Source organism: Brachybacterium fresconis (assembly GCF_017876515.1).
In the GTDB taxonomy this organism is placed as follows: domain Bacteria; phylum Actinomycetota; class Actinomycetes; order Actinomycetales; family Dermabacteraceae; genus Brachybacterium; species Brachybacterium fresconis.
In genome coordinates this window covers 2145433-2168363 of record NZ_JAGIOC010000001.1, presented here as the reverse complement: position 1 = coordinate 2168363, position 22931 = coordinate 2145433, and the positions used below count along the sequence as shown (strand labels likewise).

15 protein-coding genes and 3 pseudogenes are annotated in these 22931 nt (G+C 64.8%); 7 read left to right on the top strand and 11 right to left on the bottom strand.

Annotated elements, in window-relative coordinates:
• The first annotated feature begins 6 nt into the window (after nt 1–6).
• Nucleotides 7–855: a polysaccharide deacetylase family protein gene (locus JOF44_RS09840; protein ID WP_209890385.1), complete on the top strand. Its 849-nt coding sequence runs from the start codon at nt 7–9 to the stop codon at nt 853–855.
• A gap of 65 nt (nt 856–920) precedes the next feature.
• Here JOF44_RS09840 and JOF44_RS09835 read toward each other — a convergent pair whose 3' ends face one another.
• The 3 genes from JOF44_RS09835 to JOF44_RS09825 form a co-directional block, all read right to left on the bottom strand.
• A complete protein-coding gene (locus JOF44_RS09835; RefSeq protein ID WP_209890383.1) occupies nt 921–2045 on the bottom strand; it encodes a glycosyltransferase family 4 protein in 1125 nt (374 codons plus the stop codon).
• 140 nt (nt 2046–2185) lie between these two features.
• Nucleotides 2186–2353: a hypothetical protein gene (locus JOF44_RS09830; protein WP_209890380.1), complete on the bottom strand. Its 168-nt coding sequence runs from the start codon at nt 2351–2353 to the stop codon at nt 2186–2188.
• A gap of 666 nt (nt 2354–3019) precedes the next feature.
• Nucleotides 3020–3538, bottom strand: coding sequence for a transposase (locus JOF44_RS09825; protein WP_209896284.1), 519 nt, complete (start codon nt 3536–3538; stop codon nt 3020–3022).
• On the opposite strand from JOF44_RS09825, the gene JOF44_RS21255 reads away from it, so the two are divergent.
• The 4 genes and pseudogenes from JOF44_RS21255 to JOF44_RS09805 all read left to right on the top strand — a co-directional run.
• A complete protein-coding gene (locus tag JOF44_RS21255) occupies nt 3509–5224 on the top strand; it encodes a heparinase II/III domain-containing protein (protein ID WP_209890377.1) in 1716 nt (571 codons plus the stop codon). The two genes, JOF44_RS09825 and JOF44_RS21255, sit on opposite strands and share 30 nt — an antisense overlap.
• A 230-nt stretch (nt 5225–5454) precedes the next feature.
• Nucleotides 5455–6849, top strand: a complete 1395-nt coding sequence (locus JOF44_RS09815) for a hypothetical protein (protein WP_209890374.1) — start codon at nt 5455–5457, stop codon at nt 6847–6849.
• 197 nt (nt 6850–7046) lie between these two features.
• Nucleotides 7047–8683, top strand: a pseudogene (locus tag JOF44_RS21250) (IS1634 family transposase).
• A gap of 130 nt (nt 8684–8813) precedes the next feature.
• Nucleotides 8814–9161, top strand: a pseudogene (locus JOF44_RS09805) (IS1634 family transposase); the annotation flags it as partial.
• Between the two features lie 37 nt (nt 9162–9198).
• Here JOF44_RS09805 and JOF44_RS09800 read toward each other — a convergent pair.
• Nucleotides 9199–10485, bottom strand: a complete 1287-nt coding sequence (locus JOF44_RS09800) for an ISL3 family transposase (protein WP_209886266.1) — start codon at nt 10483–10485, stop codon at nt 9199–9201.
• 117 nt (nt 10486–10602) lie between these two features.
• On the opposite strand from JOF44_RS09800, the pseudogene JOF44_RS20710 reads away from it, so the two are divergent.
• A pseudogene (locus tag JOF44_RS20710) lies at nt 10603–11369 on the top strand (IS1634 family transposase); the annotation flags it as partial.
• Nucleotides 11370–11385: 16 nt separating this feature from the next.
• Here JOF44_RS20710 and JOF44_RS09790 read toward each other — a convergent pair.
• The 7 genes from JOF44_RS09790 to JOF44_RS09760 all read right to left on the bottom strand — a co-directional run bounded on the left by JOF44_RS09790 (nt 11386) and on the right by JOF44_RS09760 (nt 21937).
• Entirely contained in the window at nt 11386–12264 is an 879-nt protein-coding gene (locus tag JOF44_RS09790) for a hypothetical protein (RefSeq protein WP_209890368.1), read from the bottom strand.
• Between the two features lie 784 nt (nt 12265–13048).
• Entirely contained in the window at nt 13049–15175 is a 2127-nt protein-coding gene (locus tag JOF44_RS21140; protein ID WP_209890365.1) for a glycosyltransferase, read from the bottom strand.
• Nucleotides 15172–16425, bottom strand: a complete 1254-nt coding sequence (gene wecC, locus JOF44_RS09780; RefSeq protein ID WP_209890363.1) for a UDP-N-acetyl-D-mannosamine dehydrogenase — start codon at nt 16423–16425, stop codon at nt 15172–15174. The genes JOF44_RS21140 and wecC overlap by 4 nt, the downstream gene beginning before the upstream one ends.
• A gap of 275 nt (nt 16426–16700) precedes the next feature.
• Entirely contained in the window at nt 16701–18368 is a 1668-nt protein-coding gene (locus tag JOF44_RS09775; RefSeq protein WP_342591742.1) for a hypothetical protein, read from the bottom strand.
• A gap of 145 nt (nt 18369–18513) precedes the next feature.
• Nucleotides 18514–19986 (bottom strand): uridine transporter UriT, encoded by a 1473-nt coding sequence (gene uriT / locus JOF44_RS09770; RefSeq protein ID WP_209890360.1) that lies wholly within the window; start codon nt 19984–19986, stop codon nt 18514–18516.
• 116 nt (nt 19987–20102) lie between these two features.
• On the bottom strand, nt 20103–20999 hold the full coding sequence (locus JOF44_RS09765; protein WP_209895874.1) for a carbohydrate kinase family protein: 897 nt from the start codon (nt 20997–20999) through the stop codon (nt 20103–20105).
• A complete protein-coding gene (locus tag JOF44_RS09760; protein WP_209890358.1) occupies nt 20999–21937 on the bottom strand; it encodes a pseudouridine-5'-phosphate glycosidase in 939 nt (312 codons plus the stop codon). The genes JOF44_RS09765 and JOF44_RS09760 overlap by 1 nt, the downstream gene beginning before the upstream one ends.
• A 99-nt stretch (nt 21938–22036) precedes the next feature.
• Here JOF44_RS09760 and JOF44_RS09755 point away from each other — a divergent pair, with 99 nt between their 5' ends.
• The gene (locus JOF44_RS09755) at nt 22037–22927 is read left to right on the top strand and encodes a LysR family transcriptional regulator (protein WP_209890356.1); all 891 of its coding nucleotides are present in this window, start codon (nt 22037–22039) and stop codon (nt 22925–22927) included.
• Nucleotides 22928–22931 lie beyond the last annotated feature (4 nt).

The window sequence follows — 22931 nt, the reverse complement described above, 5'->3', positions numbered from 1 at the left end:
GGACTGATGACGACGGATGCCGGAACGCTCTCCGCGGGCGAGGCATGGATCCAGCATGAGATCCGACGGACCTCGTTCGAGCACGCCTTCGGTGGACCGATCGACACCGGCGGTCGCGCGGCCGTCGCGCTCCGCTTCGACCATGGACTCGCGAACTTCGCACAGCACGTGCTCCCACTCGTCATCGAGCGAGGCCTCACCGTCTCCCAGGCCCACAACCCGAGGAACTGGGAGCTCCGGGAGAACGAGGGCGTCACGGTCGAGGAGATGAATGACTGGATCCGAGCGGGCCATGTCGAGGTGTGGAACCACTCGGCCTCGCACCAGGGGATCTCTACCCCGGAGGATGTCCACGACGAGATCGTCGCGTCGATCGGTGAGATCGAAGAGCAGCTTCCGGCGGCCGCCGGCAGGGTCTGGGGCTTCAATCCCCCGGGCATCCCGGGGGAGGACTACGGCGGCTTCGGAAAGGGGACCACACCTGCGGACTGGACCACGCCACCGGGGCTCGCGATCCTCGCACACCACGCGGTGGCGTCCGGACACGTCTCCGGGACGACTCAGCGGCTGCTCGACGGACGTGTTCGGGATGGTCTCGCCCACGTGACCCTCGATGCACGGCCGGTCGAGGAGATCGTCCGGAGGATCGACGCCGTGGTGCGCAAGCGCCGCGGGTTGCAGCTGATGCTGCATCCCTCGCGATTGGGCCGGGACGGGAAGATGAGCGTCGAGGAACTGACCGCCGTCCTGGACCACATCGTCGAGCTCCGGAATCAGGGTTCGTTGGTGACCCTGTCGCCGTATCAGCTGCTCCTGGCTGATTCTCGCGGTGATGCACACCCCGTGCGACCCTGACCGCCGTTGCCGGAATCGCGCCGGTCCACGGGGAGCCCGGCCGCAGACTCAGGAGCGCATGCGAATCAATGGCGCTGTCGGAGCCTCGCGACCGTGGTCTCCAAGGCATCGATGCGGGCGTAAGCCTTCTCCAGGCGCCGCGGCGACGGATCGCTCGCCCACTCCGGATGGGGCCGCGCAGGCCGAGGTGATGCAGAGGAGTAGATCTCTTCCAGGAGCCGGCCGGTGGACTCGGCGGAATGCTCGGCTTCCACGTACGCGCGCCCTGCTTCCCCGAGCACGGCGCGACGTCCGGGCGAGGCCAGGAGGTCAGCCATGACCTCGCCGAAGGTCTCGGGGTCGGCGTTCGCGACCGGCATCGATGGATGGCGCTCGAGGACCTCGCCCCGGATCCGGGCGACAGCAACTTTCCCCAGGGCCATCGCTTCCAGGGAGAGGACACCGGCGTCGCCGCCGAGGAGCTTCTCCACGACGATGTCCGCCTGGGCCATTTCCCGCAGCAGCTCGTCGTGCCCGGCCCCTTCGATGATCCGCACCTCCACATCGAACCGACGGCTCAGGCGCTCCAGCTCCTGCTCGATGATGTCGGTGCCCTTGGTGGCGCGCCGTCGCGTCGCATGGAGGACGACGGGGCGCCGTCCGTTCGGCGGGGCTGTCATCGGATAGGCCGTGAGGTCGAGGCTCTTGGGCAGATAGGCGGCCTCGGGGACGTAGACCTGGTCGAGGACGGAGGACACCGTCATCGCTTGGGCGTAGGTGCGGATGATCGCGAGCCGGGTATCGATCTTCTCCTCGTCGCAGGGGATGTCGGCGAAGCGGTAGAAGCTCCAGGGATCGTCATCGACATGGTGGCTCGCCTTGCGGACGTCGGACCCGTGGAAGGAGACGATGATCCGCTTGCCCAGGGCCCGGAGCAGAGGAAGGTCCCACATCTGGGGGAGGCTACCTCGCGCGGGGAGCAGGGAGCGCGCCGTATGGAAGTGGTAGACGTCGAAGTGCTCCTCGATGCTGGTTTCCAGCACGCGGAAGTAGTCCTCAGCCGTCTCGGGATTGAACTCGCGATCGACGCGGAAGCCGTTCGGGCTCGGCCCGTAGTTCCAGATCTGCGCGTCGTGTCCGAGCTTCCGCAGGCCCGTCGCGATCGACGTCGACTGGTCGGCCACATTGCTCGGCGCGAGAAGGATCTTCATGCGGTGCGCCCTTCAAGGTCGGAGAGTGGCAGTGGATGCTGGCCGAGCATCGTGGTCCCGGAGCACGGCGTGCAACATGCGCGAGGGGGTCTTCCGGCCGAGGGCAAGGCGGGCCTCCGACAGTACCCGGCGAGAGCGCTTCAGACGTACTCCTCGTCGACCACATGCAGGTCGACTCCACCGTCGAAAGGATCCAGCGGGGGCGTCGGGCCCGTCTCGTCCTCCAGGGCCTCACTGGTGCCCGGGCTGACGGGGGCATTGCCGCCGTCAGCCCCGCTCGTCATCGGACCGAGGTCGCAACTCATCATGCATCCACGGTAGTGTTCTGAAATCTGGGGAGCAGGTGACCGTCGGAGTCGAGATGAAGTTGTAATGGGGATCGTCGCGGTTCCACGCTCTGGCTGCACTGGCCGCCAGTGCAGTTCTCCCGAGCCTTGGACTCGCCCGCAAGCCGTTGACGGCTGATCAATCTGCTTGAGCATAATCTGCGTGTTCTTCGGTCTTGGCTCGGTCGGGGACGACGGCCCTCTCGCACGCGACCGGGCTGGTGCAGTCGATGCTGGAGTATAACCAGCGACGTGTGTAGACGTTCTCGATCCAACGAACGACCGCGTGGCGGCCGTCGGTCCGGTCCGGCCACCACGAACACTTTCAGGGGATTCCGACCGCACCGAGCCGTCTCTCGTCCTACCGCCGCTAGGTACAACCCGCGACGCGCTTCGCGGCAGGATCATGGAGAGTCGTCGCCGGCATCGACATGCCTGTGCCACGCCCTCGGCGGCAAGCTCGCACGTGATCCGTGATGCGCCAAATACGTCATCGGAGGAATAAAACGCCACGCAGACGGCCTGGTCGAGTGCTTCTCGCCGCTGAGCTCTGGGCCGGGGACTCTTCTGGCGGCGTCGCTGCCAGGCGTCGTGGCCTTGGCGGGCCACGCTCAACAACCGTGCCATTCGGCCGACCTGGACGCTCACCTACGCTGCGTCCGTCAGCTCAAAACATCCCGCCCGGGTGGCTTCGAAGCCAAGAAGGTGACTGTCTTCCCGGGGTCTCGTTGCTCGCCTCCAGCTGGTGGACTGACGCCGCAGATCCTTGAGCTCTTCCCATTCCTCAGCTAACAACGGTGCATTCGGTGCGAGTGGCGGACCCCGGCGCTCACGATCTTGCTGGGCCCAGCGTCTCAGCGGCAGCGCGCCCACGTCGACCTCCCCGACTGTATGCGGGATCAGTCGGTCCGCAGCCAGCACCAGTGCCGCAACCTCCCGCCGGTACTCTGACGTGTACTTCTTCCGCTTGCTCACGACGATAACTCTCCCGCGGTCAAGCTCGACCGCGATCCAAGGCGTCAGCATCCGCAGGGTAAGCACGGAACTGGTAAGCTCAGCGACAAGCAAGCTTGGTTTCGGCGGTGCCTTGAAATCTAGTAAAAGTTCTTTAGTTTCGACAATAGGCAAGGACAATTGATGGTCGTTCAGCCTTCCGATCTTGACCACGGCGTAGCCGACCGGCAGGCATTCGGAATATCATACGCAAAGCCCGACAATCAGGTTGATCAACTGGAAATCTACAAGGGTGGCGGACTAAGATTGCCGCCCCATCCAGTCTGGCACGGCGATCGAACTGACTGGGCAGCAGACCCCTTCGGAGACCGAAACTGGCAATTTCAACATCAAACGCTTAGATGGCTCAATCCACTTAGGTGGGCGGCATGTGAGGGCGACGAAAACGCGCGCAACGAGTGGATCAAAGTGGTCCAACATTGGGCGGAGCGAAACGTTCCCGCCTCCCGCGCAAGTTCAATATTCTCGTGGAAGGACATGGCAGACGGAAACCGTGCCATTCAACTTAGCTTGGGCGCTCAACTTGTAGGATCCTCGGACAATTGGTTTGTGGACTTGTTGAAGTACCACAGAGACTGGCTACTCGATGAATCACACATCGTTGGCAAGAACCATGGATTGCATCAGCATGTAGGATTGCTGGTCGTGAGCGCGACACTGCGTGACACCGGTGCCCTGGAAACCGCCGTCACGAGGATGCGCAGGCAGTTCATGACGACGTTCGACGACCAAGGATGTAACGACGAGGGCTCAACCGTCTATCACCAGCTCAATCTTCTTTGGTGGACCCAGGCGTGGAAGCGGGCCGAGCTAGAAGGTCACGAACCACCGGAAGATATTCAGAAGCGACTTGCTTCCGGAGCTCTCGCGCTGGCTCATATGACATTACCAAATGGTCAGATTCCTCAGATCGGTGATTCCTCACGATCCCGGGTTTCCTCCGATATTAGCGGCGAGACAGAGTTTCTGAGTTCAGGTGGCATCCGAGGTTGCAAACCATCAGCAACGACGCTTGTATTGGATGGTGGCTACGTAATGTCCCGGAGTGGCTGGGGAGAGTCACGTCCGCTTGATCAAGAATCGCACATGTTGATACGGCATGGGGTGCACGTTAATGCGCACGCTCATCAAGATCGCGGGAGCCTCCACATCTATGCAGCCGGCACACGGTGGTTGACGGACTCGGGATTCCATAGTTATCAGAAGAAGGATGCGACTAGGACCTATCTTGCCTCCCGGGAAGCGCACAACGTTGCGCTACTTAAAAACACTCATCATGACGCTCGTCTACCGGTGGAGCTTGTCTCGCGAAGCGTGACTAGCTCGGCGCACGACTTCACCTTACTTGACCACGGTTATCCTGAGGCGAATGTTCGGCGACGAGTAGTGTATTTACCCGGGCCAGACTGCTGGATCGTGTCTGACTCTGCCGAGTCAAACAGTAAGATGCCGATAGTGCAGCACTGGCAGGTGGAGCCTGGGATCAAGGTGCGCTTCCGAGATCGAGCATTCCGGCTCTTTGGCCCGAAAACGAGTTTGACGATGACCTGGCTGGGTAGTGGTGCTAAACTACGCGCAATTGAGGCAGCCGATGAACGAGTGGACGCGTGGGTAGGCGTAAAGTGGAAAACGCTAAAGCCTGGCGTCCGTTTAACCGCGGAATCAAACTCGAGCGCGTCCCGACTTACCACGCTTATCGCCCCGAATGCGCCACAACCGTTAGGGATAATTGATTCTAGAGTCACTATGACGGGTGACTTAGCACTGGATTTGTCTCGTGGCGAGTCGGTGTGGAAGATCCGATCCACTCGAGACGGCGTATCAGTTGACGGGGCGTAGTCTGCTCTTCGCATCTCGGAGGGTTCTGACTCCACTTGCTTATTCGGGGCGGACTGGACGTTATTCGCTTCCAGAGCATCCCAGTTTCATAATGGATTTCGCTCTCTGTGGGGTCGGACTTTATTTTTCGGTCAGAATTGCGGGGGAAGTGACGTCGCACATCTAAGGAGCAAGGCGTATGAAAAGTGGATGCTAAGAGCACGAATCGACGATTCAATGAGGCAAAACTTATGAATATGCTGGAATACCGCCTCGGGTTTATTCTAACGTCCCGCCGCCACCAACTGGATAACCAGTCGTTTCTTCACCGTTGGAATCGGCTGCTTACGCCTGGATTCAAATTGTTCGTTCACCCCGAATCATCCATTCATCGTGTCGAAGGGACTGATGGGCACACGATTGTGGCTATCGGTGATATCTTTGTCGCTCACGGCGGTGAAACACTTGATACTCTTCTTGCACGGCTAGCTAGCGGTGAACGCGCTCCACTTGACAGTCTGGCTGGACGATTCGCCATTTTTATCCTGCGTGGCAGGGACGGAGCGGTGGTGCACGACCCGCTTGGCTCCCAAGCCGTGTTCTATCGGCTTGGACCGAGTCCGATTGTCGCTTCACATTCTAGTCTTATAGCTGATTGTGATTCTCTTTCCCCGTCACCAGACATTAAACGGTTCATGGCGAGCGACGAATACCGATCGAAGGTTACCCGCTTCCTGCCAGGCGACTTATCTGCATACAGCGAAATTGTGCATCTGATCCCGAATAATGAGTTGGACCTTCGATCGGGCGCAACCTCTCGGTACTGGCCGCGCGAAGCGATTCGTGCAAGCTCATTTGAGGATCTCATTGAGGTGTGGGATGAATACTTTGCAGCCTATGCAAAGTTTCTATCCGGACGATACAACCCGGTTATAGGGCTGACGGGCGGAGTCGATTCCAGAGCAATCATTGCCACGTTACACAGCCTGGGCGTAAGGGCGAAATATATTACCTGGGATAAGATGCCCGCTGAGGAGGCTGCAAGAATCCCGGTACTTGCTGACTATCTCGGTGGCGAACACGAGTGGGTCCACATGAGCATGAGGCCCAGTACGCCGGAAGCGAATGAAATTAGGGAAGCCGCCCGAAACGCTACCGGTTTGACTCGGGGAACCCCGTTGCTTCCCGCGCAAATCGCCCCATTGCTCGAGAAGCGAAGTCTCTTTGTTAAGGGGCTTGGGGGTGAGGTAATGCGCGGGCCCTTCAACTCGCGGGTTAAGGCTCATTTGCCGCAAGAACCAGAGAGTCTAGCCTATGCTTTGTATGCGGGCGAGGTCCGAAAGACCGCAAGTAAGGCATACGAAGTTGCGACACGTTCTGCTATACGGAGTTACCTCGCTCGGGGGAACTATGACACAAATCTGTTCGACGCCGATTTTGGTGACCTCGTATATTGGGAGCAGCGAATGGGAACTTGGACAGCGGTGCAGCATGCAGAATTCTCGGTGGTTCTGGCGTCCCACTCTGCAATGAATAGCCGAAAGCTCTTTGCGGCCGCTTGGGGCCTTCCAGATGATGAGCGATTGGAATCGGGACTGATTGAGCGAATAATTGCGTATTATGACCCTACTTTTGCTGCGATGTAGTACTGAGGCTCCCGTCGGACCGATCGATGACTTTTATGAGTGAAGGGCCTTGTCACCGGTGAGCGTGACTCTGTTCTGGGTTGCGCAAGTTTAGTGTGTCAGTCCTGACTTGATGCACGGTGATGCCATCGGAGTATCCGAAACTCTGTGACCTGGAAGTTTGTGGGTCGAGGTGGCGGATTCGGGATACCAACGGAGTGGCGTTCGTGCGGAAGGTGAGGACCGGGTCGGGAGCGACTGCGGTCCAGGTCGTCCAGAAGCGACACGGGAAGCTGGAGATCATCAAGCACGTCGGCTCTGGCCATAGCCCGGTCGAGGTCGCATTGCTGGTCCAGCGTGGCCGCGAGATTCTCCAGGGCGAGCAAGAAGCCCTCGAGCTCGGCGTTGGGCCCGGGGCCGATACCGCGCTTGCCCGACCCACGCAGCGGCAGCGCGCGCTCGTCCCGGATGCTCCGCCTCCAGCGAGCCCGTCCGGCGCAGCAGGTCCCAGCGGTGTTCGCGTCGTGGGGACCACCAGCGACGTGCTCTGGTCCACGCTGAGAGCTGCGTATGCGCGCCTGGGCTTCGGGAGCGTCGACGACGAGGTGTTCGAGCAAGTCGTGCTCGCTCGGCTGGTGGAGCCGACGTCGAAGCTCGATACGATCCGCGTTCTCGAGGGGTTGGGTGTGGATCCACCGCATCACACGACGATCTATCGCCACGTCCGCCGGGCCCAGGACCGGTACTACCGCGACCAGATCGCCACGAAGTGCTTTGAACGCGCCGCCAACAGCGGTGACGTCTCGCTGGTCCTCTACGACGTCACGACCCTCTACTTCGAGGCGGAGTACGAGGACCGACTGCGGAAGGTTGGCTACTCCAAGGAGCGCCGGGTGGATCCGCGGATCGTGGTCGGGCTGCTGGTGGACCGGAACGGTTTCCGCTGGATATCGGCTGCTTCGAGGGGAATCATGCGGAGACGCGGACGATCGTGCCGATCATTAAGCAGTTCCAGGCCCGCCACAATCTCGCGGACACGGTCGTCGTCGCTGATGCGGGGATGCTCTCCACCGCCAACCTGACCGCTCTGGACGAAGCAGGTTTGAAGTTCATCGTCGGCTCGAGGCAGGTCAAAGCCCCCGGTGACCTCGCGAATCACTTCCACTGGAACGGGGATGCTTTCGAGGACGGGCAGCTGATCGACACGATCACGCCCCGCCACGGCAACACCAAGACGGAGCGGAAGCGGCGCCGGCGGGAGCCGGTCTGGGGCCCGGAGGAGCATCCCGGGCATTGGCGCGCGGTCTGGGCCTTCTCGAAGAAGCGTGCCACCCGGGACGGGCACACACTGACCGCGCAAGAGAACCGCGCCCGCGCGGTGATCGACGGGGACGCCGCGGTGAAGTCGACCAGGTTCGTCAAGACCACCGCTGCTGGCCGCTCCCTCGATGAGGCGTCCCTCGAACGAGCACGAGGCCTGGTCGGGCTCAAGGGCTACGTCACCAACATCCCCGCCGACGTCATGCCGCCTGCGGAGGTGCTCTCGAGCTATCACGACCTCTGGCAGGTCGAGCAATCGTTCCGGATGAGCAAGAGCGATCTCCAGGCCAGGCCCATGTTCCATCGGCAACGCGAGGCGATCGAAGCCCACCTGACCATCGTGTTCACTGCGCTGGCCATCGCGCGGTTCATGCAGAACGAGACCGGGCTGAGCCTGAAACGGATCATCACCACGCTGCGCCCGATCCAGTCCGCGCTCCTTCAAGCCGGCGATCACAAACAACTGATCCCGCCCCAGATCCCCGAGAACGCCGCCACGATCATCGAGCAGATCACCGGGAGATCGGGGCACTAAGCAAATGCATCAACTCAGGCGGGGACCACACCCAGCTGATCCCGCCTCAGATCCCCGAGAACGCCGCCACGATTATCGAGCGAATCACCGGGAAACCGGGGGGCTAAGCAAATGCATCAACTCAGGCCAGATCGCGACGCGCTGCTTCACCCACGCCTCAACCACGGGCGATGTCTCCCTGGTGCTCTACGACGTCACTACGCTCTACTTCGAGGCCAAGTACGAGGTCGAGCTGCGCAAGGTCGGCTTCAGCAAGGAACGCCGCGTGGATCCGCAGATTGTGGTCGGGCTGCTGGTGGACCGACAAGGGTTCCCCTTGGAGTTCGGCTGCTACGAGGGGAACAAGGCCGAGACCCGCACGATCATCCCGATCATCAAGCAGTTCCAAGCCCGCCACAACCGTGCGGACATGGTCGTGGTCGCCGACGCCGGGATGCTCTCCGCTGGGAACCTGAACGACTTCGCTGAAGCGGCTCTTCGCGGTTCGTGGTGAATGACCCTGCTGTGGAGGGTGTTCACGCTACGGTTCTCGCGGCGCTGGTCAGCAGGATACGCATCCGGTAGTTCTCCGCGTTGCGGAATCCGCGGCCGGTGCGTTTGATGTTCTTGATGCCGGTGTTCGCGGCCTCGACGCGGGCGGTGGTCGCGCCGGTGACGATGAGGACCTCGATCGCGTCCCACCAGGCCACGACGGTGTCGTAGAGCTTTGTCGCCTCGGGCATGTTCGCGATCTGGGCGAAGTAGCCCATCCGCATCCGTTCGTCCCAGGCCTGGGCGAGGGTGTCGGTGGCCAGCAGGCGGCGGAGTTGCTCCTTGATGCCCCAGGCGGCGGAGAGCTCGTCGGTGGGGTCATCGGTGCGGAACACGTCCTCGAGCCGCTCCCAGGCTCGCGGGGTGAGGGTGTCGCCGCCGCGTAGCAGCAGCATCCGGTGGGCCCAGGCCGGGTCGTCCTTGCGGCCCCGGCGACCGCGGTGGGTGCGGGCCAGGCGCTGCCTGATGGTGGTGACCATGTCGTTGCCGAGCTTTACGAGGTGGAACTTGTCGACCGAGACCGCGGCGCGGGGCAGGTAGGTCCGTAGTGCTTTGCGGAACGCGGCCGAGGGGTCGATCGCGACGATCTCGATCCGCTCCCGCCAGGCCTCGGAGCGCTGGGCGAGCCAGTCCCCGACGGTGGCGCTGTCGCGGCCGTCGACGATGCCCAGGACCTGCCCGGTGGCCAGGTCGACCAGTGTCGTCATCCACGGCTCGAACCGCCTCCAGGAGCCCTGATCGGTGCGGAACCAGCGCACTGACCGGTAGCGGTGCTCATCGATGCCCAGCCGGGTCACGCACGTCTTCTCGACGTCGGTCAGGACCACGGCAGCGGCGCTGAGGGCGGCCTGGACCAGCCACCACGAGACGCCGTGGGCCCGGGCGACCTCGGAAGCTGCCCGGCCGGAGGTGATCACGGCCGAGACGACTTGATCGCGCAGCCTGGTGGTCGAGCGGGCGTATCGGGGGATCTGCTCGGTGGCCTCAGCGAACGTGCCCCGGGCGCAGGCCGGCTCGAGACAGAACCAGCGCCGCTTGGCCCACACCACCACCGTCGCCCCGGCGACGGGAACGTCCCTGACTTGCTGCATCCGGCGGGAGTGGACCTGCGTCGCGAGCGCCCCGCAGGACGGACAGCCCGGCGGGACGGTCGAGGCGATCACCACCCGCCGGCTGCCATCGGGCAGGTCGACGGCATCGATGACGCGGTAGTTGGGCAGGTTGAAGATCGTGCTCGCAGCATCCCGCTGCGAACCAGTATTCTCGTGCACAGGCTCGTGGTCCTCTGGAATGTGGATGTCTTGACAACACCCATCACAGCAGGACCACGAGCCGTTCTACGCCAACGACGCGACGCTCCCCATCACCACGAACCGGGAAGAGCCGCTGAAGCGGGCCTGCGGTTCATCGTCGGCTCTAGCCAGGCCAAAGCGCCTGATGACTTGGCCAATCACTTCCACTGGAACGGTGACGCATTCGAGGACGGCCAGCTGATCGACACCATCACCCCGCGTCATGGCAACACCAAGACCGAGACCAAGCGGGGCCGCAAGGAGCCGGTCTGGGGCCGAAGACGTATCCGGGGCACTGGTGAGCGGTATGGGCCTACTCCAAGAAGCGTGCGACGCGAGACGGACACACCCTCACTGCGCAGGAGAACCGAGCCCGCGCGATCATCGACGGTGACGCAGCTGTGAAGTCGACTCGATTCGTCAAGACCACCGCCGCGGGACGGACCCTGGATACTGCCTCTCTGGAGCGGGCGCGTCGACTCGTCGGGCTGAAGGGCTACGTCACCAACGTCCCCGCCACGTTCATGCCGCCGGCAGAGGCGCTCTCGAGCTATCACGAGCTGTGGCACGTGGAGCAGTCATTCCGGATGAGCAAGACAGACCTCCAGGCCAGGTCCATGTTCCATCGCCAACGCGACGCCATCGAAGCACACCTGACCATCGTATTCACCGCGCTAGCGATAGCGCGGTTCCTACAGAACAAGACCGGGTTCAGCATCCGCAAGATCATCCGCACGCTGCGTCCCCTCCAGGACGTCACGATCACCGTCGCCGGCCAGCAGATCACTGCTAAACCCCAGCTCACCGACTACGCCCGAGCGATCACCAACGTCCTCGGCATCGGCCAGAGCGTGGGTCACTAAAGATGTCCAACTCAGGTTAGACGGCGGGAATGGAGCGGCGATAATTCTTCTCCCAAGTCTCCCTGAAGGGTTTCTGGGTGTATGGCCGGGGGGCGCCACCGAGATTATAGAAGCTGGATAGATTTCGTTCAACGGTGAATGCTAGCGCGTTCTGGTCGAGCATCCAATTATCCGTAAGGCCAAGCCCAAGACTGAGATATCGTTGCATGTCGGAGAGCGCATTATGTGATTTATCTCCGGAGGAAACAACAACATTTCCCGCCATGTATCTGCGCCAAGGGGATAGCGCAGTGTAACCGCCACTCTTAACTGCCGCAATCGAGTGACGCTTAGTTTTGCGGATGTGTGGGCGAGGGTCAATGTCCGCCGTTAGATCCGCATCCAGCAGGGTGACCGAAGAGTACCGCTGGAGGAGGAGGGTTGCTGCGTAGAAACGGGCGCTAGCATAGAAAGTTTTTGGTTCGATCGCAAACTCTGGAACAGGTGCGCGATAATAGTGCACGTTGGGAGCCACTCCGCCGTTGTTTACTGCATCTAGTGCGTGAAGGAGTTTATTGCCGTCCTCGGAAAGTTCCCAAGCTTCCTCTTCGCTGGCGCACAGGACGATTGAGTGGTCAATATCTGGAAGCTGTTGCGCATAATACAAAAATGTTGGCGCATAAATTCTAAAAAAGGTTGCATCGACCGAGATGACGATACTCGTGTCGTTGGTGGGTTGCCGGGAGCTTACGGGCTCTATGGACTTTAGGATGTCGGCGGTCCGCGCATTGGCTTCGTTGCCGCGAACGTCAGATTCGGTAAAGTAGGTCCTCGCCCCCAGGTCGACATAGAAGCGAGCCAAAAAATTGCCCGAATCCAGGTTGCGCGCTCGCTGGAAATGTTCGGCCGCGAGCACGCGATTGGTGTAACTGTATAGCTTCCCAAAAATAATATTGCTAGCTACTGATTCCGGTACCATGGAAGGGTCGTCACTTGGGATGATAGTGCGCTTGAGTGACGTGAGTAGCTCCTCGCCGGTCTCTGTGGAAACAGCTTCGGAGAGCCCTAGATCAGCCGCCTCTATGTACAAGGCTAGAGAGGCGCACACATACCTTAAGTCTTCGCTGAGGGTGTCAATGTGAATCGATTGTAGCGTAGTGAGGTCTGTTTTGAGTTGTTTCGGGTCTAGATTCCTGCCGAATCGCCGACTCGCGTGCCGCAAATATTTGATTAGGGCGACGGAAAATTGTTCAGGCTTTTGGTGGGCTGTTCGCCACAATGTTTGCGCAGTCAGGTTCCGGAGGGTTCCGTCACTCATTGTTTCCAACGCGTTGCGAGGGTTTCCGATCAACTTGTATTGCGATACATCGCGCCAGCGCATGCCAACTCTCTGCTGAGGTTTATAGTATAAGGCAGGAGTGTTGCGAAGCGTCTCGGCTATCAAATCGGCGTTAATACTCGAGAATACGACCGTGGTTCCAGTATTAAATGCGATACGATCCGCCCGATGGCGATTTGATTCCGTGAAGATTGTCTTTGCGAGGTCTGAGGTGAACCGCCCGTCAGTCCCTGTTGGTGCTGGGGGCGATGTGATCTGGCCATCGTGTCCACTCACGAGTAAATGTAGCCTTCCTGTCGCTGGCGGAAACGCAGTGTCAGCCTTCTGGTTCGCGGCCCCAGATTAATGTGCCTACCAAAGGCTATCTTGCAACGCGCGAGTATTCGTTGGCGATTACTTGTGCCAGGAGTTTCCAGTCGCGGTTCTCCACGACCCAGTCGCGAGCCTGTGCACCGATCAGTCGGGTGTGCTCCGGGTCGTCGAGCAGCCGCGTGAGCTGCTCGATGAGCGACTCAGTGCTGCCCTTCTCATGAAGATAGCCGTTCACGCCGGGGGTGACGATCTCCTTCAGGGCGGCGACGTCGGAGGAGACCACGGCCTTGCCCATCGCCATGGCCTCGAACGGCTTGAGCGGGGAGACCATCTCGCACACCGGCAGCGAGAGCCGGGGGAACGGGGTGATGTCGATGAGCGAATAGTAGCGTTCCACGTCCTCATGAGGCACGCGACCGGTGAAGGTGACGACGTGCTCGAGCTCGTGCTCCTCGACGTAGTTCTGGAAGCGTTCCAGCTCGGCGCCGTCCCCGACGATGAGGACGTGGAAGTCCTCGCGTGTGCGGTTCATGACCTCGGCCGCCTCGAGCATCAGCTCGATGCCCTCGTAGTCCAGGACCGAGCCGACGTACCCGATCACGGTCTTGCCGGCGACGCCCAGCTGCGAGGCGAGCTCCTCGTCCTTCGGGATCGGCGTGAAGCGCGAGGTGTCGACACCGTTGGGGACGATGTTGATCTTGTCGCCGTCCACGCCGCGGCTGATCATCTCGTCGCGCAGCGCCTCGGTGATCGCGAAGACACGGGTCGCGCCCTTGGCGGCGTCGGCCTCCATCCGCGCGATGTACTTGAACATGTTGCTCTGGGCCCACTCGGGATTGCGCGACCCGCGCGTGACCTCCCAGAGCCCGCGCACTTCGTAGATCGACGGGATCCCGAGCTGGCGAGCGGTCTTGACCGCCGTCAGGCCGTTCCAGTGATTCGAGGCGGCGTGGATGATCGCCGGCCGCTCCTGCTTGGCGAGCTCGAGCAGCGCCTTCGAGTAGCGCTCGGTGTAGTAGAACAGCGGATTCTTCTTCTCGACCTGACGCCCGGTGAGCAAGCGACGATAGTCCACGTTCCCCACCACGTCGTGCAGGGGGACGTCGGGCAGTTCGGCCTTGCCGGGCATGTCGTAGGGGTAGCCCAGCCGCGTCACCCCGTCCACGTTCCAGCCGATGCGGTTCAGCTCCGAGAGCAGCCCGTGGGTACGGGTCGCGTAGCCGGCGGAGTTGTGCGGAAGGGAGTTGTGCAGCAGGTAGAAGACGTGGTCCTTCTGCGCCTCGTACAACGGCTTGGAACGCATTGTCGGGAACGGGAACCCGGTCCGCCCCAGCTGGTAGTTGCTGACGGCATTGCGCTGGTACTCGTCCTGGAGTCGCTTCGCCCAGCCGTCGTTCGGCAGCAGCTTCCGGTACTCCTCGACGTACTGGATGACCTGCTTGTCCTTGCCGGCTCCCCGTGCGCGACGGATCGCGCGGCGCAGAGCGTTCTGCGGGATGGCGCGGGGATCCGCGTTCTTGAGCAGCTCCGTCGCGACGGTGCGATTGCCGCGGGCGAGAGCAACGGTCAGATGCGCACGGACGACGTCATTCGCGCCCAGGCCCTCGCCCGCTGCAGCGAGGGTGGCCTCGGAGAAGGATCCGTCCATGTACGCCTGATTGATCTGCACGATCGCTCGATTGACGCGGTCGGGGCCGGCGCCGACCGTGTCGAGCACGTCAACCATCCGGTGCGGGACCGCATAATCGAGCGCGGCCCGATGCGATGCGGGGTTCGCGGCGATATCGGCACGGAGCTGGTTCAGGGCCCAGGTCGCGCGGTGGGCGGGCAGGTCGAGCTCCCGGACGAGTTCGAGGTACATCTCCAGGGCATCGATGAGGGCGCCGTTGCGTGCGAGAGCGAGGGCGAGCACCTCCTCGGCCGTGCTGCCGCGCGAGTTCCGGATCAGGAATCGGGCGTAGTCGAGCATCACCGTGGCGTCGAAGTCGTAGGCTTCTACGGCGTCACGGTAGGTGCCGAGAGCTTGCTCGAACGACGAGGGATCCTTCGCGAGGGCACGGGCCCGCTCCAGGAGCTCCTCGGCGGCCGCGGAGCGGGTGACCCTGGCGGCACTGTCCGTCGACGAGGGAGCCTGTCCGCGGGACCACCAGGTCCGCCCGTTGCGAGATTCGCTCACCGCCAGAGCCCCTTGGTGTCGATGACGATCTTCTCCTGCAGCTGGTCGCGGTCGAGCGCCTTGAAGGGATCGTGATCCACCATCAGCAGCACGATGTCGGCTCGCTCGAGTGCCGAGTCCAGCTCGGCGAGCTCGACGTTGTCGCGCTCGGCGAGCTCCGGGGGGAGCTCGTCGACGTTGGGCTCCACGACGAGCACCTTTCCCTCGGTGAGCTTCTCGGCGAGGGAGCCTGCGATATTGCGGCTGGGGGACTCGCGCAGGTCATCGATGTTCGCCTTGAAGGCGATGCCGAGGGCCGCAACCGTCGGATCCTTGAAGCGCTCCGCCTTCTCCATGACCTTCTCGATCACGAGCTCGGGCTTGGAATCGTTGACCTCGCGCGCAGTGCGGATCAGGTTGGAGTGCTGGCGGTCGGCGGAGACGATGAACCACGGGTCCACGGCGATGCAGTGCCCGCCCACACCCGGGCCGGGCTGGAGGATGTTCACGCGAGGGTGGTGGTTGGCCAGCTCGATGAGCTCCCACACGTCGATGCCCTGGCGGTCGGCGATGATCGAGAGCTCGTTGGCGAAGGCGATGTTCACGTCGCGGAAGGCGTTCTCGGTCAGCTTCGCCATCTCGGCGGTCCGGGCCGTGGTCAGCAGCAGCTCACCCTTGCAGAAGCTCGCGTACAGCTCGCGGTTCAGCTCCGCCGCCTCGGGGGTCATGCCGCCGATGATGCGGTCGTTGTCGACCATCTCGATCATGATGCGGCCGGGCAGCACGCGCTCGGGTGCGTGGGAGAAGTACAGGGAGTTGGGGAGGTTCGCCTCGCCCGTGAACTCGGGCCGTGCCTCGAGGATGACCTCCGCCATGCGCTCGGTCGCTCCGGGAGGGGCGGTGGACTCCAGCACGATCAGCTCGCCGCCGGAGAGCTGCGGGGCGATCCCGCGAGCAGCGGCCTCGATGTAGGAGAGGTCCGCATCGTGGTCACCCATGAAGGGCGTCGGGACCGAGACGATGTAGGCATCGGCCTCGGGGGTATCCAGCTGCGCGGAGAGCTTGCCCTGGGCGACGCAGCCGGCGACGACGGCTTCGAGCCCCTCCTCGACGAACGGCACCGTGCCGGCATTGATCGCATCGACATTGGACTGCTTGACGTCGACGCCGATCACGGTCTTGCCCGCCTGCGCGAGGACCGCGGCGGTCGGCAGTCCGATGTAGCCGAGACCGATCACGCTGACGGTATCGAGGGGAACGTTCGGGCTCATCGAGCACTCCTGGCGGGGTCGGGGGTGAGGAGGACGGAAGTCTGCCCGACACGGTATCGCCTCACTGGCCCGTGGGATACTGCGGCGTCACCGGTTGTCACGCAGACAACATGAATTGGCCATGTGTCGCCGAAGTGACCGCTGAGTAGGAACAATGATCACTCGCAGGACTCCTGGAGTTCGCCGGCGATTCATCGGCTTGATGCGCCATGGGCCCGCTGTCCCGGGTGCCGCTTCGCTGTTGGCGGCAGCTCCTTCAGGAGGGCTCCCTCTCATCACGGTGTCTCTCCGCCGTCGTCGGACGTACCTGCGCCCGAGGCCACGGAGAAGCGCAGCATCGTCACGGTCCCCGGCTCGGTGGTGACGCTCAGCGGCTCCGCTCGGTCCAGCCGAGCCCCGGCGAACTGGCCCGATAGGGGAACGAGGTCGTCGAAACTGCTCTCGGAGGCATCCAGCGAGGATCCGGCGAGCCGCGACCCGTGGGTCAGCTCCCAGCCGTCGGGGGCGACCGACGTCGCGCCCTCCGGTGCGCTGATCTCGACCGGTCGGTCCTTGTACAGCTCGTTCGAGGGGTCGCGCAGGTCGACCATCACCAGGGTCAGCTCGCCGCCATCGCCCAGCACCGCGTGAACGGAGACCTTTCCGTCGCCGCTCACCGTCGGCGTGAGCACCCTCCCGTCCGGCAGGTCGCCCAGCATCATCATGGCGAGGTAGCTCGTGCGGCCCTCGACGATCTGGCCGGGCTCCTCATAGGGGCCCCGGGCACAGATCGGACTCATCGGGGCTCCGCCGTCGCAGGCCTGCAGCGTCGAGTGGAACGCCGTGCGCTCCACGCCGAGCTCGGCGAGGGTCATCGCATAGTCCACGGTCCACAGCGCCTGCGCGTGCGTGCGGGAGGTGTCGTTGGTGCCGGGGCAGGACGTCGGGCCGGTCTCCTCCATCCACAGCGGCAGGTCGTGCTCCTCGGCGACGTCGGCGCCCATCCCGACGATGGTGCGGGCGCGCTCCCGCAGAGCCGGATCGGTGAGGTCCTCGACGGAGGGATTCGCGATCGAGGAGGCGGGGCCCTCGCAGTCCCACAGCGGGTACCAGTGCAGGCTCAGCGCCCGCTGGTTCGGGATGTCGGACTCCGCGAAGGCGCGCCACCAGGTGGCGTCGTAGGCGCCGGGCCCGGAGACGGGCAGGCCGGGTGATGCCTTCTCCAACGCTGCCGAGTACTCCTTCAAGGCCTGCTGGTACGCCGCGGTGTCCCAGGTCGCGTCGCGCACCGCCAGCTGGGGCTGGTTCGCGTGGAAGAAGCCGTTGGGCTCGTTGCCGATCGCGACCGCCAGCAGCCGGTCCCCGAAGGCCTGCTTCGCGTGCGCGGCCATGTCGGCGGCGCGCGCCGGGTCGTCGTGGCCGAGGTCGAGATCGATCGTCACGCTCGCGTCGACCTCCTCGGCGACCGCGGCGACGCGCTCGAGATCCTCCGGGGTGACGGTCGCCTTGGCCCATTCGGGGGCCGGCTCGTCGGACGAGGTCCACCACACGTGGCGGTCGATGCCGTTGCCCCCGAAGCGCAGCGCCGGCTCCTCCAGCTCACCGAGGGTGAGGGCGAGGTTCGAGGCCTCGGAATCCCACATCGGGTTCGCGAGCTCGCGGGCATCGAAGCTGAGGCCCAACTGGTGGTCGGTGCTCTGGGCGTCGCCCTCGAGCGCGAGACGCACCGTGGTGGTCTTCCCGGGAGCGTCCGCCGGATCGGTCATCGTGAAGCCGCCGGGGGAGCTGTCGTATCCCGGGAGGAACAGGCGCTCGGAGTCCGGCGGCTGCGTGGGGGCGGCGGTGCCGTCCGGACCGCTCTCGGGCCCCGAGAGCAGCGGCCGCAGCGCCAACGTGCCGACCACGAGCAGGAGAACGACGGCCAGGGCCGCAGCCCCCACCATCAGCCATCGGCGTCGCGTCACCGGCGTCGTCCTCCCTCGTCGTGCTGCCCGAGTGAGGATCCCACAGAGTGGCTGAGGGCGTCGGCCCGCCCCGCGATCAGGGGCTCAATCGTGACCCGGGACTCACGGGGCGGGCGACGGCGTTGCCGGACCGGACGGCGGCGGGTCACCCGGCCGTGATCACCCTCTGGTCGGGCCGCTCCGTGCGGTCGGACCGAGCGCCCGGCTGATCGCCGGTCTCCTCGGGGCGGGGGATCAGGAAGGACGTCGCCAGCGCCAGCAGCAGGAGCACACCGCCGGCCGCGATGCCCGCCTGGTATCCGGCCGCGGGCCCGCTCATCCCGCCGATCGCGGACTGCACGCCGACCAGCAGTGCGAAGCTGAGCCCGGCCCCGAGGTTGAACGCCCCGGAGTTCAGGCCCGGCAGGTATCCCTGGTTGTCGTCCGGGCTGAGCACGACGCCGAGCCCGTTCAACATGATGTTGCACATCCCCGCGTACGTGATGCCGAGCGCGGCCGAGAGGACGAGCAGCTGCAGCGGCAGCGCGTCCTGGGCGAGGAACGTCCCACCTCCCAGCCCGAGCACGGAGAGCACGAGCCCGGCGCGGAGAACGGTGCGGAACCCGAACCGGGCCGCGAGCTGTCCGGCGATGGGCCCCATCACCAGACCGGCGATCGCATACGGCGTCAGCGTCCACCAGGACACGCTCGCGGCGCCGATCCCGGGCCCCGTCGCGGGGTCCTGGGCGAGCGCCGGGATGATCCCGTTCATCACGGCGAACACGCCGGTCATCGTCAGCAGCGTCGTCAGCAGCAGCGCCCAGGTGCGGCGCTGGCGCAGGTACGCGGTGGGGACCAGCGGGTGGCTCGAGTGCGCCTCGAGCCGCCAGAAGATCCAGAACGCGGCGCCTCCGAGCACGAGGAGACCTCCGACGATGGCCCAGTTCGCCTCCCCGAGCCGGCCCGCCTCGTCGATCGCGAAGTAGAGGCCGGCCAGCACGGCGACGAGAGCGGCCACGCCGCGCCAGTCCATCGGCACGCTGCGCGAGGACCGGGACTCCGCCGTGCCGAAGGCGATGGCGATCATCGCGATGATCGCCATGCCCGTCATCACCCAGAACACCGAGCGGAAGCCGAAGGTTCCGGCGAGCCACCCTCCCAGCAGCGCATCGAGCCCGGCGATCCCGCCGTTGACCGCGGTGAGCACGGCCATCAGGGCGGCATAGCGCCGCGGATCGGGGATCTCGGCGTGCAGCATGATCAGAGCCAACGGGATGATCGGCCCGGAGACACCCTGGATGACGCGCGCGATCCCCAGCACGCCGACGGTCGGGGCCAGGGCCGCCAGCACGCACCCCGCGGCCGTGACGGCCAGCATGCCGAGCATGACCCGTCGGCGACCCACGAGGTCTCCCCAGCGAGGCAGGAACAGCGAGAACAGCGCCGCGGAGGCGAAGAACGCCGTCTGCGTGAGGCCGATCTGCGCGGCGGTCGAGGACAGCTCGTGCTCCATCGTCACCAGGGCGGGGGAGAGCATCGAGGCGTTGAGCTGGAAGGCGAACACGGCGCTCATCAGGGCGGTCATCAGGACGATGACGGCGGTGCGCCGGGCTGGGGCGGAGGACTGGACACGGGACATGGAGGTCACCTCTCCATCGACGATGATGGTGGGACGGACCCGACGCGACGGCGCCGGGGAAGGGCAGGGCCGCGATGTCGCGGTCCCGGAAGAGTCGGGGTGGTCGGCCGGCGGCGTCAGGCCGCCGCGGCACCGCGCGAGGGCTCGGAAGCCCCGGGGCAGCGCAGTACGCGCCGCGCGAGGGCGTGAGCCTGGTCGACGGCACGGACGAGATCGCCCTGCTCCGACCAGGACACGAGGAAACCGGCGTTGAACGCGTCGCCGGCCCCGGTCAGGTCGCGGACGTCCTGGACGGGCTCCACCGGAACCACATGGACCAGCTCACCGCCGCGGAACACCCGCGTGGGGCGGCTGCCGGCGCGAGCCAGCAGCACCGTCGAGGCGGGCAGGCGGCGCAGGAAACCCCCGGCCCCGTCGGGCCCGGCCAGGTCGACCAGGGCCGCCTCGTCCTCGTTCGCGGTGATGACGTCCGGGGCGAGGTCGAGCACCATCCGCTGGAACGCCTCGAGACCGTAGAGGTCGATCATCCCCACCGAGGAGATGTCGAAGGAGACCTTTCCACCGCGCCGCTTCACCCGCTTCGCGGCATCGAGCACCGAGGTCGCGGTGGGCTCGCTCTGGAGGGAGTACCCGGTCAGATGCACGAGGTCCACGTCCGCCAGGTCCTTGGGCGCGATCCGCTCGAGCATGCCCGACGCCCCGCGGGAAGGGAACATCATGCGCTCGCCCTGGGCATCGATGAGGACGATGATCGTCCCGGTGCTGCCCCGGATCTGCACGCGCACATCGACCCCGTGGGAGGCGAGCTCCTCGCTCACGACGTGACCGCCCAGATCATCACCCACGCAGCCGATGAACCTCGTGGGGTGGCGCGGCGCAGCGAACGCAGCCACGTTCGCGGCGGAGCCCCCGCGGGTGTAGGTGATCTCCGATTGTGTGTCGGTCGCCGCTCGCATGGGTTCCTGCTGCCAGACCACCACGTCCTGGACGACGTCGCCGATGACCGCGATCATCACGCGGCCTCGACCAGGCTCGTCGGCACGCCGGCCGCGATCGCCCCGGCGACCTCGGTGGCGAGACGGACATTGCTGCGATACAGCGCCACGTTCGCGTCGAGGCTGGCGCCGCCGGTAGCACGGCGGATGAAGTCCAGGAGGAACGGTGTCACCTGCTGCCCCTCCACCTTCTCCTCGTCGACGGCGGCCCACGCCCTCTCGATCACGCCCTGGAGCAGTGAGGGATCCAGCTGCTCCTCCTGCGGCACCGGGTTCGCGACCAGCAGCGCCGAGGGCAGACCGAGGGCTCGCTGGGCACGGTACACGCCGGCCACCTCCTCGGGAGCATCGAGCCGATGGGCGACACGGAACCCCGATTCGCGCACGTAGAAGCCGGGATAGGAATCCGTGCCGTAGCCGACGACGGGGACGCTCAGGGTCTCGAAGCGTTCGAGCGTGGCGTGCACGTTCAGCACCGCTTTGGCGCCTGAGCTGATCATCACCACCGGATTGCGGGCCAGCGCCACCAGATCCGCCGACTCGTCGAAGGAGGTCTCGGCGCCGTGGTGGACCCCGCCGAGGCCTCCGGTGGCGAACACCGTGATGCCGGCGGCGTGGGCCAGCTGCGAGGTGGCGGCGATCGTGGTGCCGGCATTGCGTCCGTTGACCGCGCCGATGGGCAGCTCCCGGATGCCGGCCTTGAGGACGTCGTCGTCGTGGCTCAACGCCAGGATCTGCTCGGTGGTGAGGCCGACGGTGGGCCGGCCGCGGACGACGCCGATGGTCGCCGGGACAGCGCCGCCGGAGCGGACGATCTGCTCGGCCTCCTCGGCGACCTCCACGTTGCGGGGCCGCGGCAGGCCGTGGGTGAAGATCGTAGACTCGAGGGCGACGACGGGACGACCGTCGTGGACGGCGTCGCGGACCTCGGGGGACACGTCGAGGAACGGGGTCATGGGAGATCTCCTTCGATCGGTTCTGACTGTGCTTCGACACTAGGAACGGGTTGTGAGGAGAACCACAGCCGGAACCCGATCGAGGCATAGAGTGTCTCTATGCGATGCACGATTCGGCAGGTCGAGGCGTTCCTCGCCATCGCCCGGCACGAGCATTTCGGGCGGGCGGCCGAGGACCTGAAGATCTCGCAGCCGACGATCAGCGCCGACCTGCGCGGGTTCGAGCGTGCCCTGGGCGTGACCCTGGTGGCGCGTTCGCGCGGCGGCAGTCGGCTCACGGAGGCGGGACGCGCGGTGCTGCCGCACGCCCGACAGCTGCTCGAGGTCGGGGCGCGGCTCGAGACCGCCGCGAGCGGGGCGCCGGAGACGATCCGCCTCGCGGTGACGCCGAGCATGGTCAACCGGCTCGTGCCGGAGCTCCTCGAGCAGTTCGAGCGGGAGCCGGGCACGCTGGAGATCGAGGTGCTCACGGTCGCCACCGGCGGGGTCGAGGAGTGCGTCGCGCAGGGCGAGGCCGATGCCGGCCTCGGCCACTATCTGCGGGCGACCCGCGGTGCCCGACGGGCCACCCTCGGCGAGGACCCGCTGCACGCCCTCTCCGCCCACGGGGTCCTCACTCCCGATCGACCCGTGGCCCTGGATGACCTCGCGGGGCGGAGCCTGCAGCTGTGGCCGCGGGAGCAGAACCCGGTCTACTTCGATGCGCTCCTGGCTGTGTGCCACGACCACGGCCTGGATCCCGAGCTCGTCGGGGCGTCCTCGGAGCTCTCCGGGGCCCGTTCCTACCGCCTGCGCACGGGAGAGTCCTTCGCCCTGGTCCCGGCAGACTACGCCCGGGAGGCGCCGGCGAGCCTGTCCCACGCACCGCTGGATCCACCGGCGGTCCTGCCGCTGCAGATCCTGTACCGCACACCCGCCGGCTCCGGCATCACGGACCTGGTGAAAGGGATCCGCCGGCTGCGCGCGAAGCAACCCTCGCCGAGGGCCTGAGGGG

Excerpts from the sequence above, each read along its gene's own strand:
- JOF44_RS09840 (WP_209890385.1), top strand. The coding sequence starts at position 7 with ATGACGACGGATGCCGGAACGCTCTCCGCGGGCGAGGCATGGATCCAG.
- JOF44_RS09835 (WP_209890383.1), bottom strand. The coding sequence starts at position 2,045 with ATGAAGATCCTTCTCGCGCCGAGCAATGTGGCCGACCAGTCGACGTCG.
- JOF44_RS09830 (WP_209890380.1), bottom strand. The coding sequence starts at position 2,353 with ATGATGAGTTGCGACCTCGGTCCGATGACGAGCGGGGCTGACGGCGGC.
- JOF44_RS21255 (WP_209890377.1), top strand. The coding sequence starts at position 3,509 with ATGGTCGTTCAGCCTTCCGATCTTGACCACGGCGTAGCCGACCGGCAG.
- JOF44_RS09815 (WP_209890374.1), top strand. The coding sequence starts at position 5,455 with ATGAATATGCTGGAATACCGCCTCGGGTTTATTCTAACGTCCCGCCGC.
- wecC (WP_209890363.1), bottom strand. The coding sequence starts at position 16,425 with ATGAGCCCGAACGTTCCCCTCGATACCGTCAGCGTGATCGGTCTCGGC.
- uriT (WP_209890360.1), bottom strand. The coding sequence starts at position 19,986 with ATGTCCCGTGTCCAGTCCTCCGCCCCAGCCCGGCGCACCGCCGTCATC.
- JOF44_RS09765 (WP_209895874.1), bottom strand. The coding sequence starts at position 20,999 with ATGATCGCGGTCATCGGCGACGTCGTCCAGGACGTGGTGGTCTGGCAG.
- JOF44_RS09760 (WP_209890358.1), bottom strand. The coding sequence starts at position 21,937 with ATGACCCCGTTCCTCGACGTGTCCCCCGAGGTCCGCGACGCCGTCCAC.
- JOF44_RS09755 (WP_209890356.1), top strand. The coding sequence starts at position 22,037 with ATGCGATGCACGATTCGGCAGGTCGAGGCGTTCCTCGCCATCGCCCGG.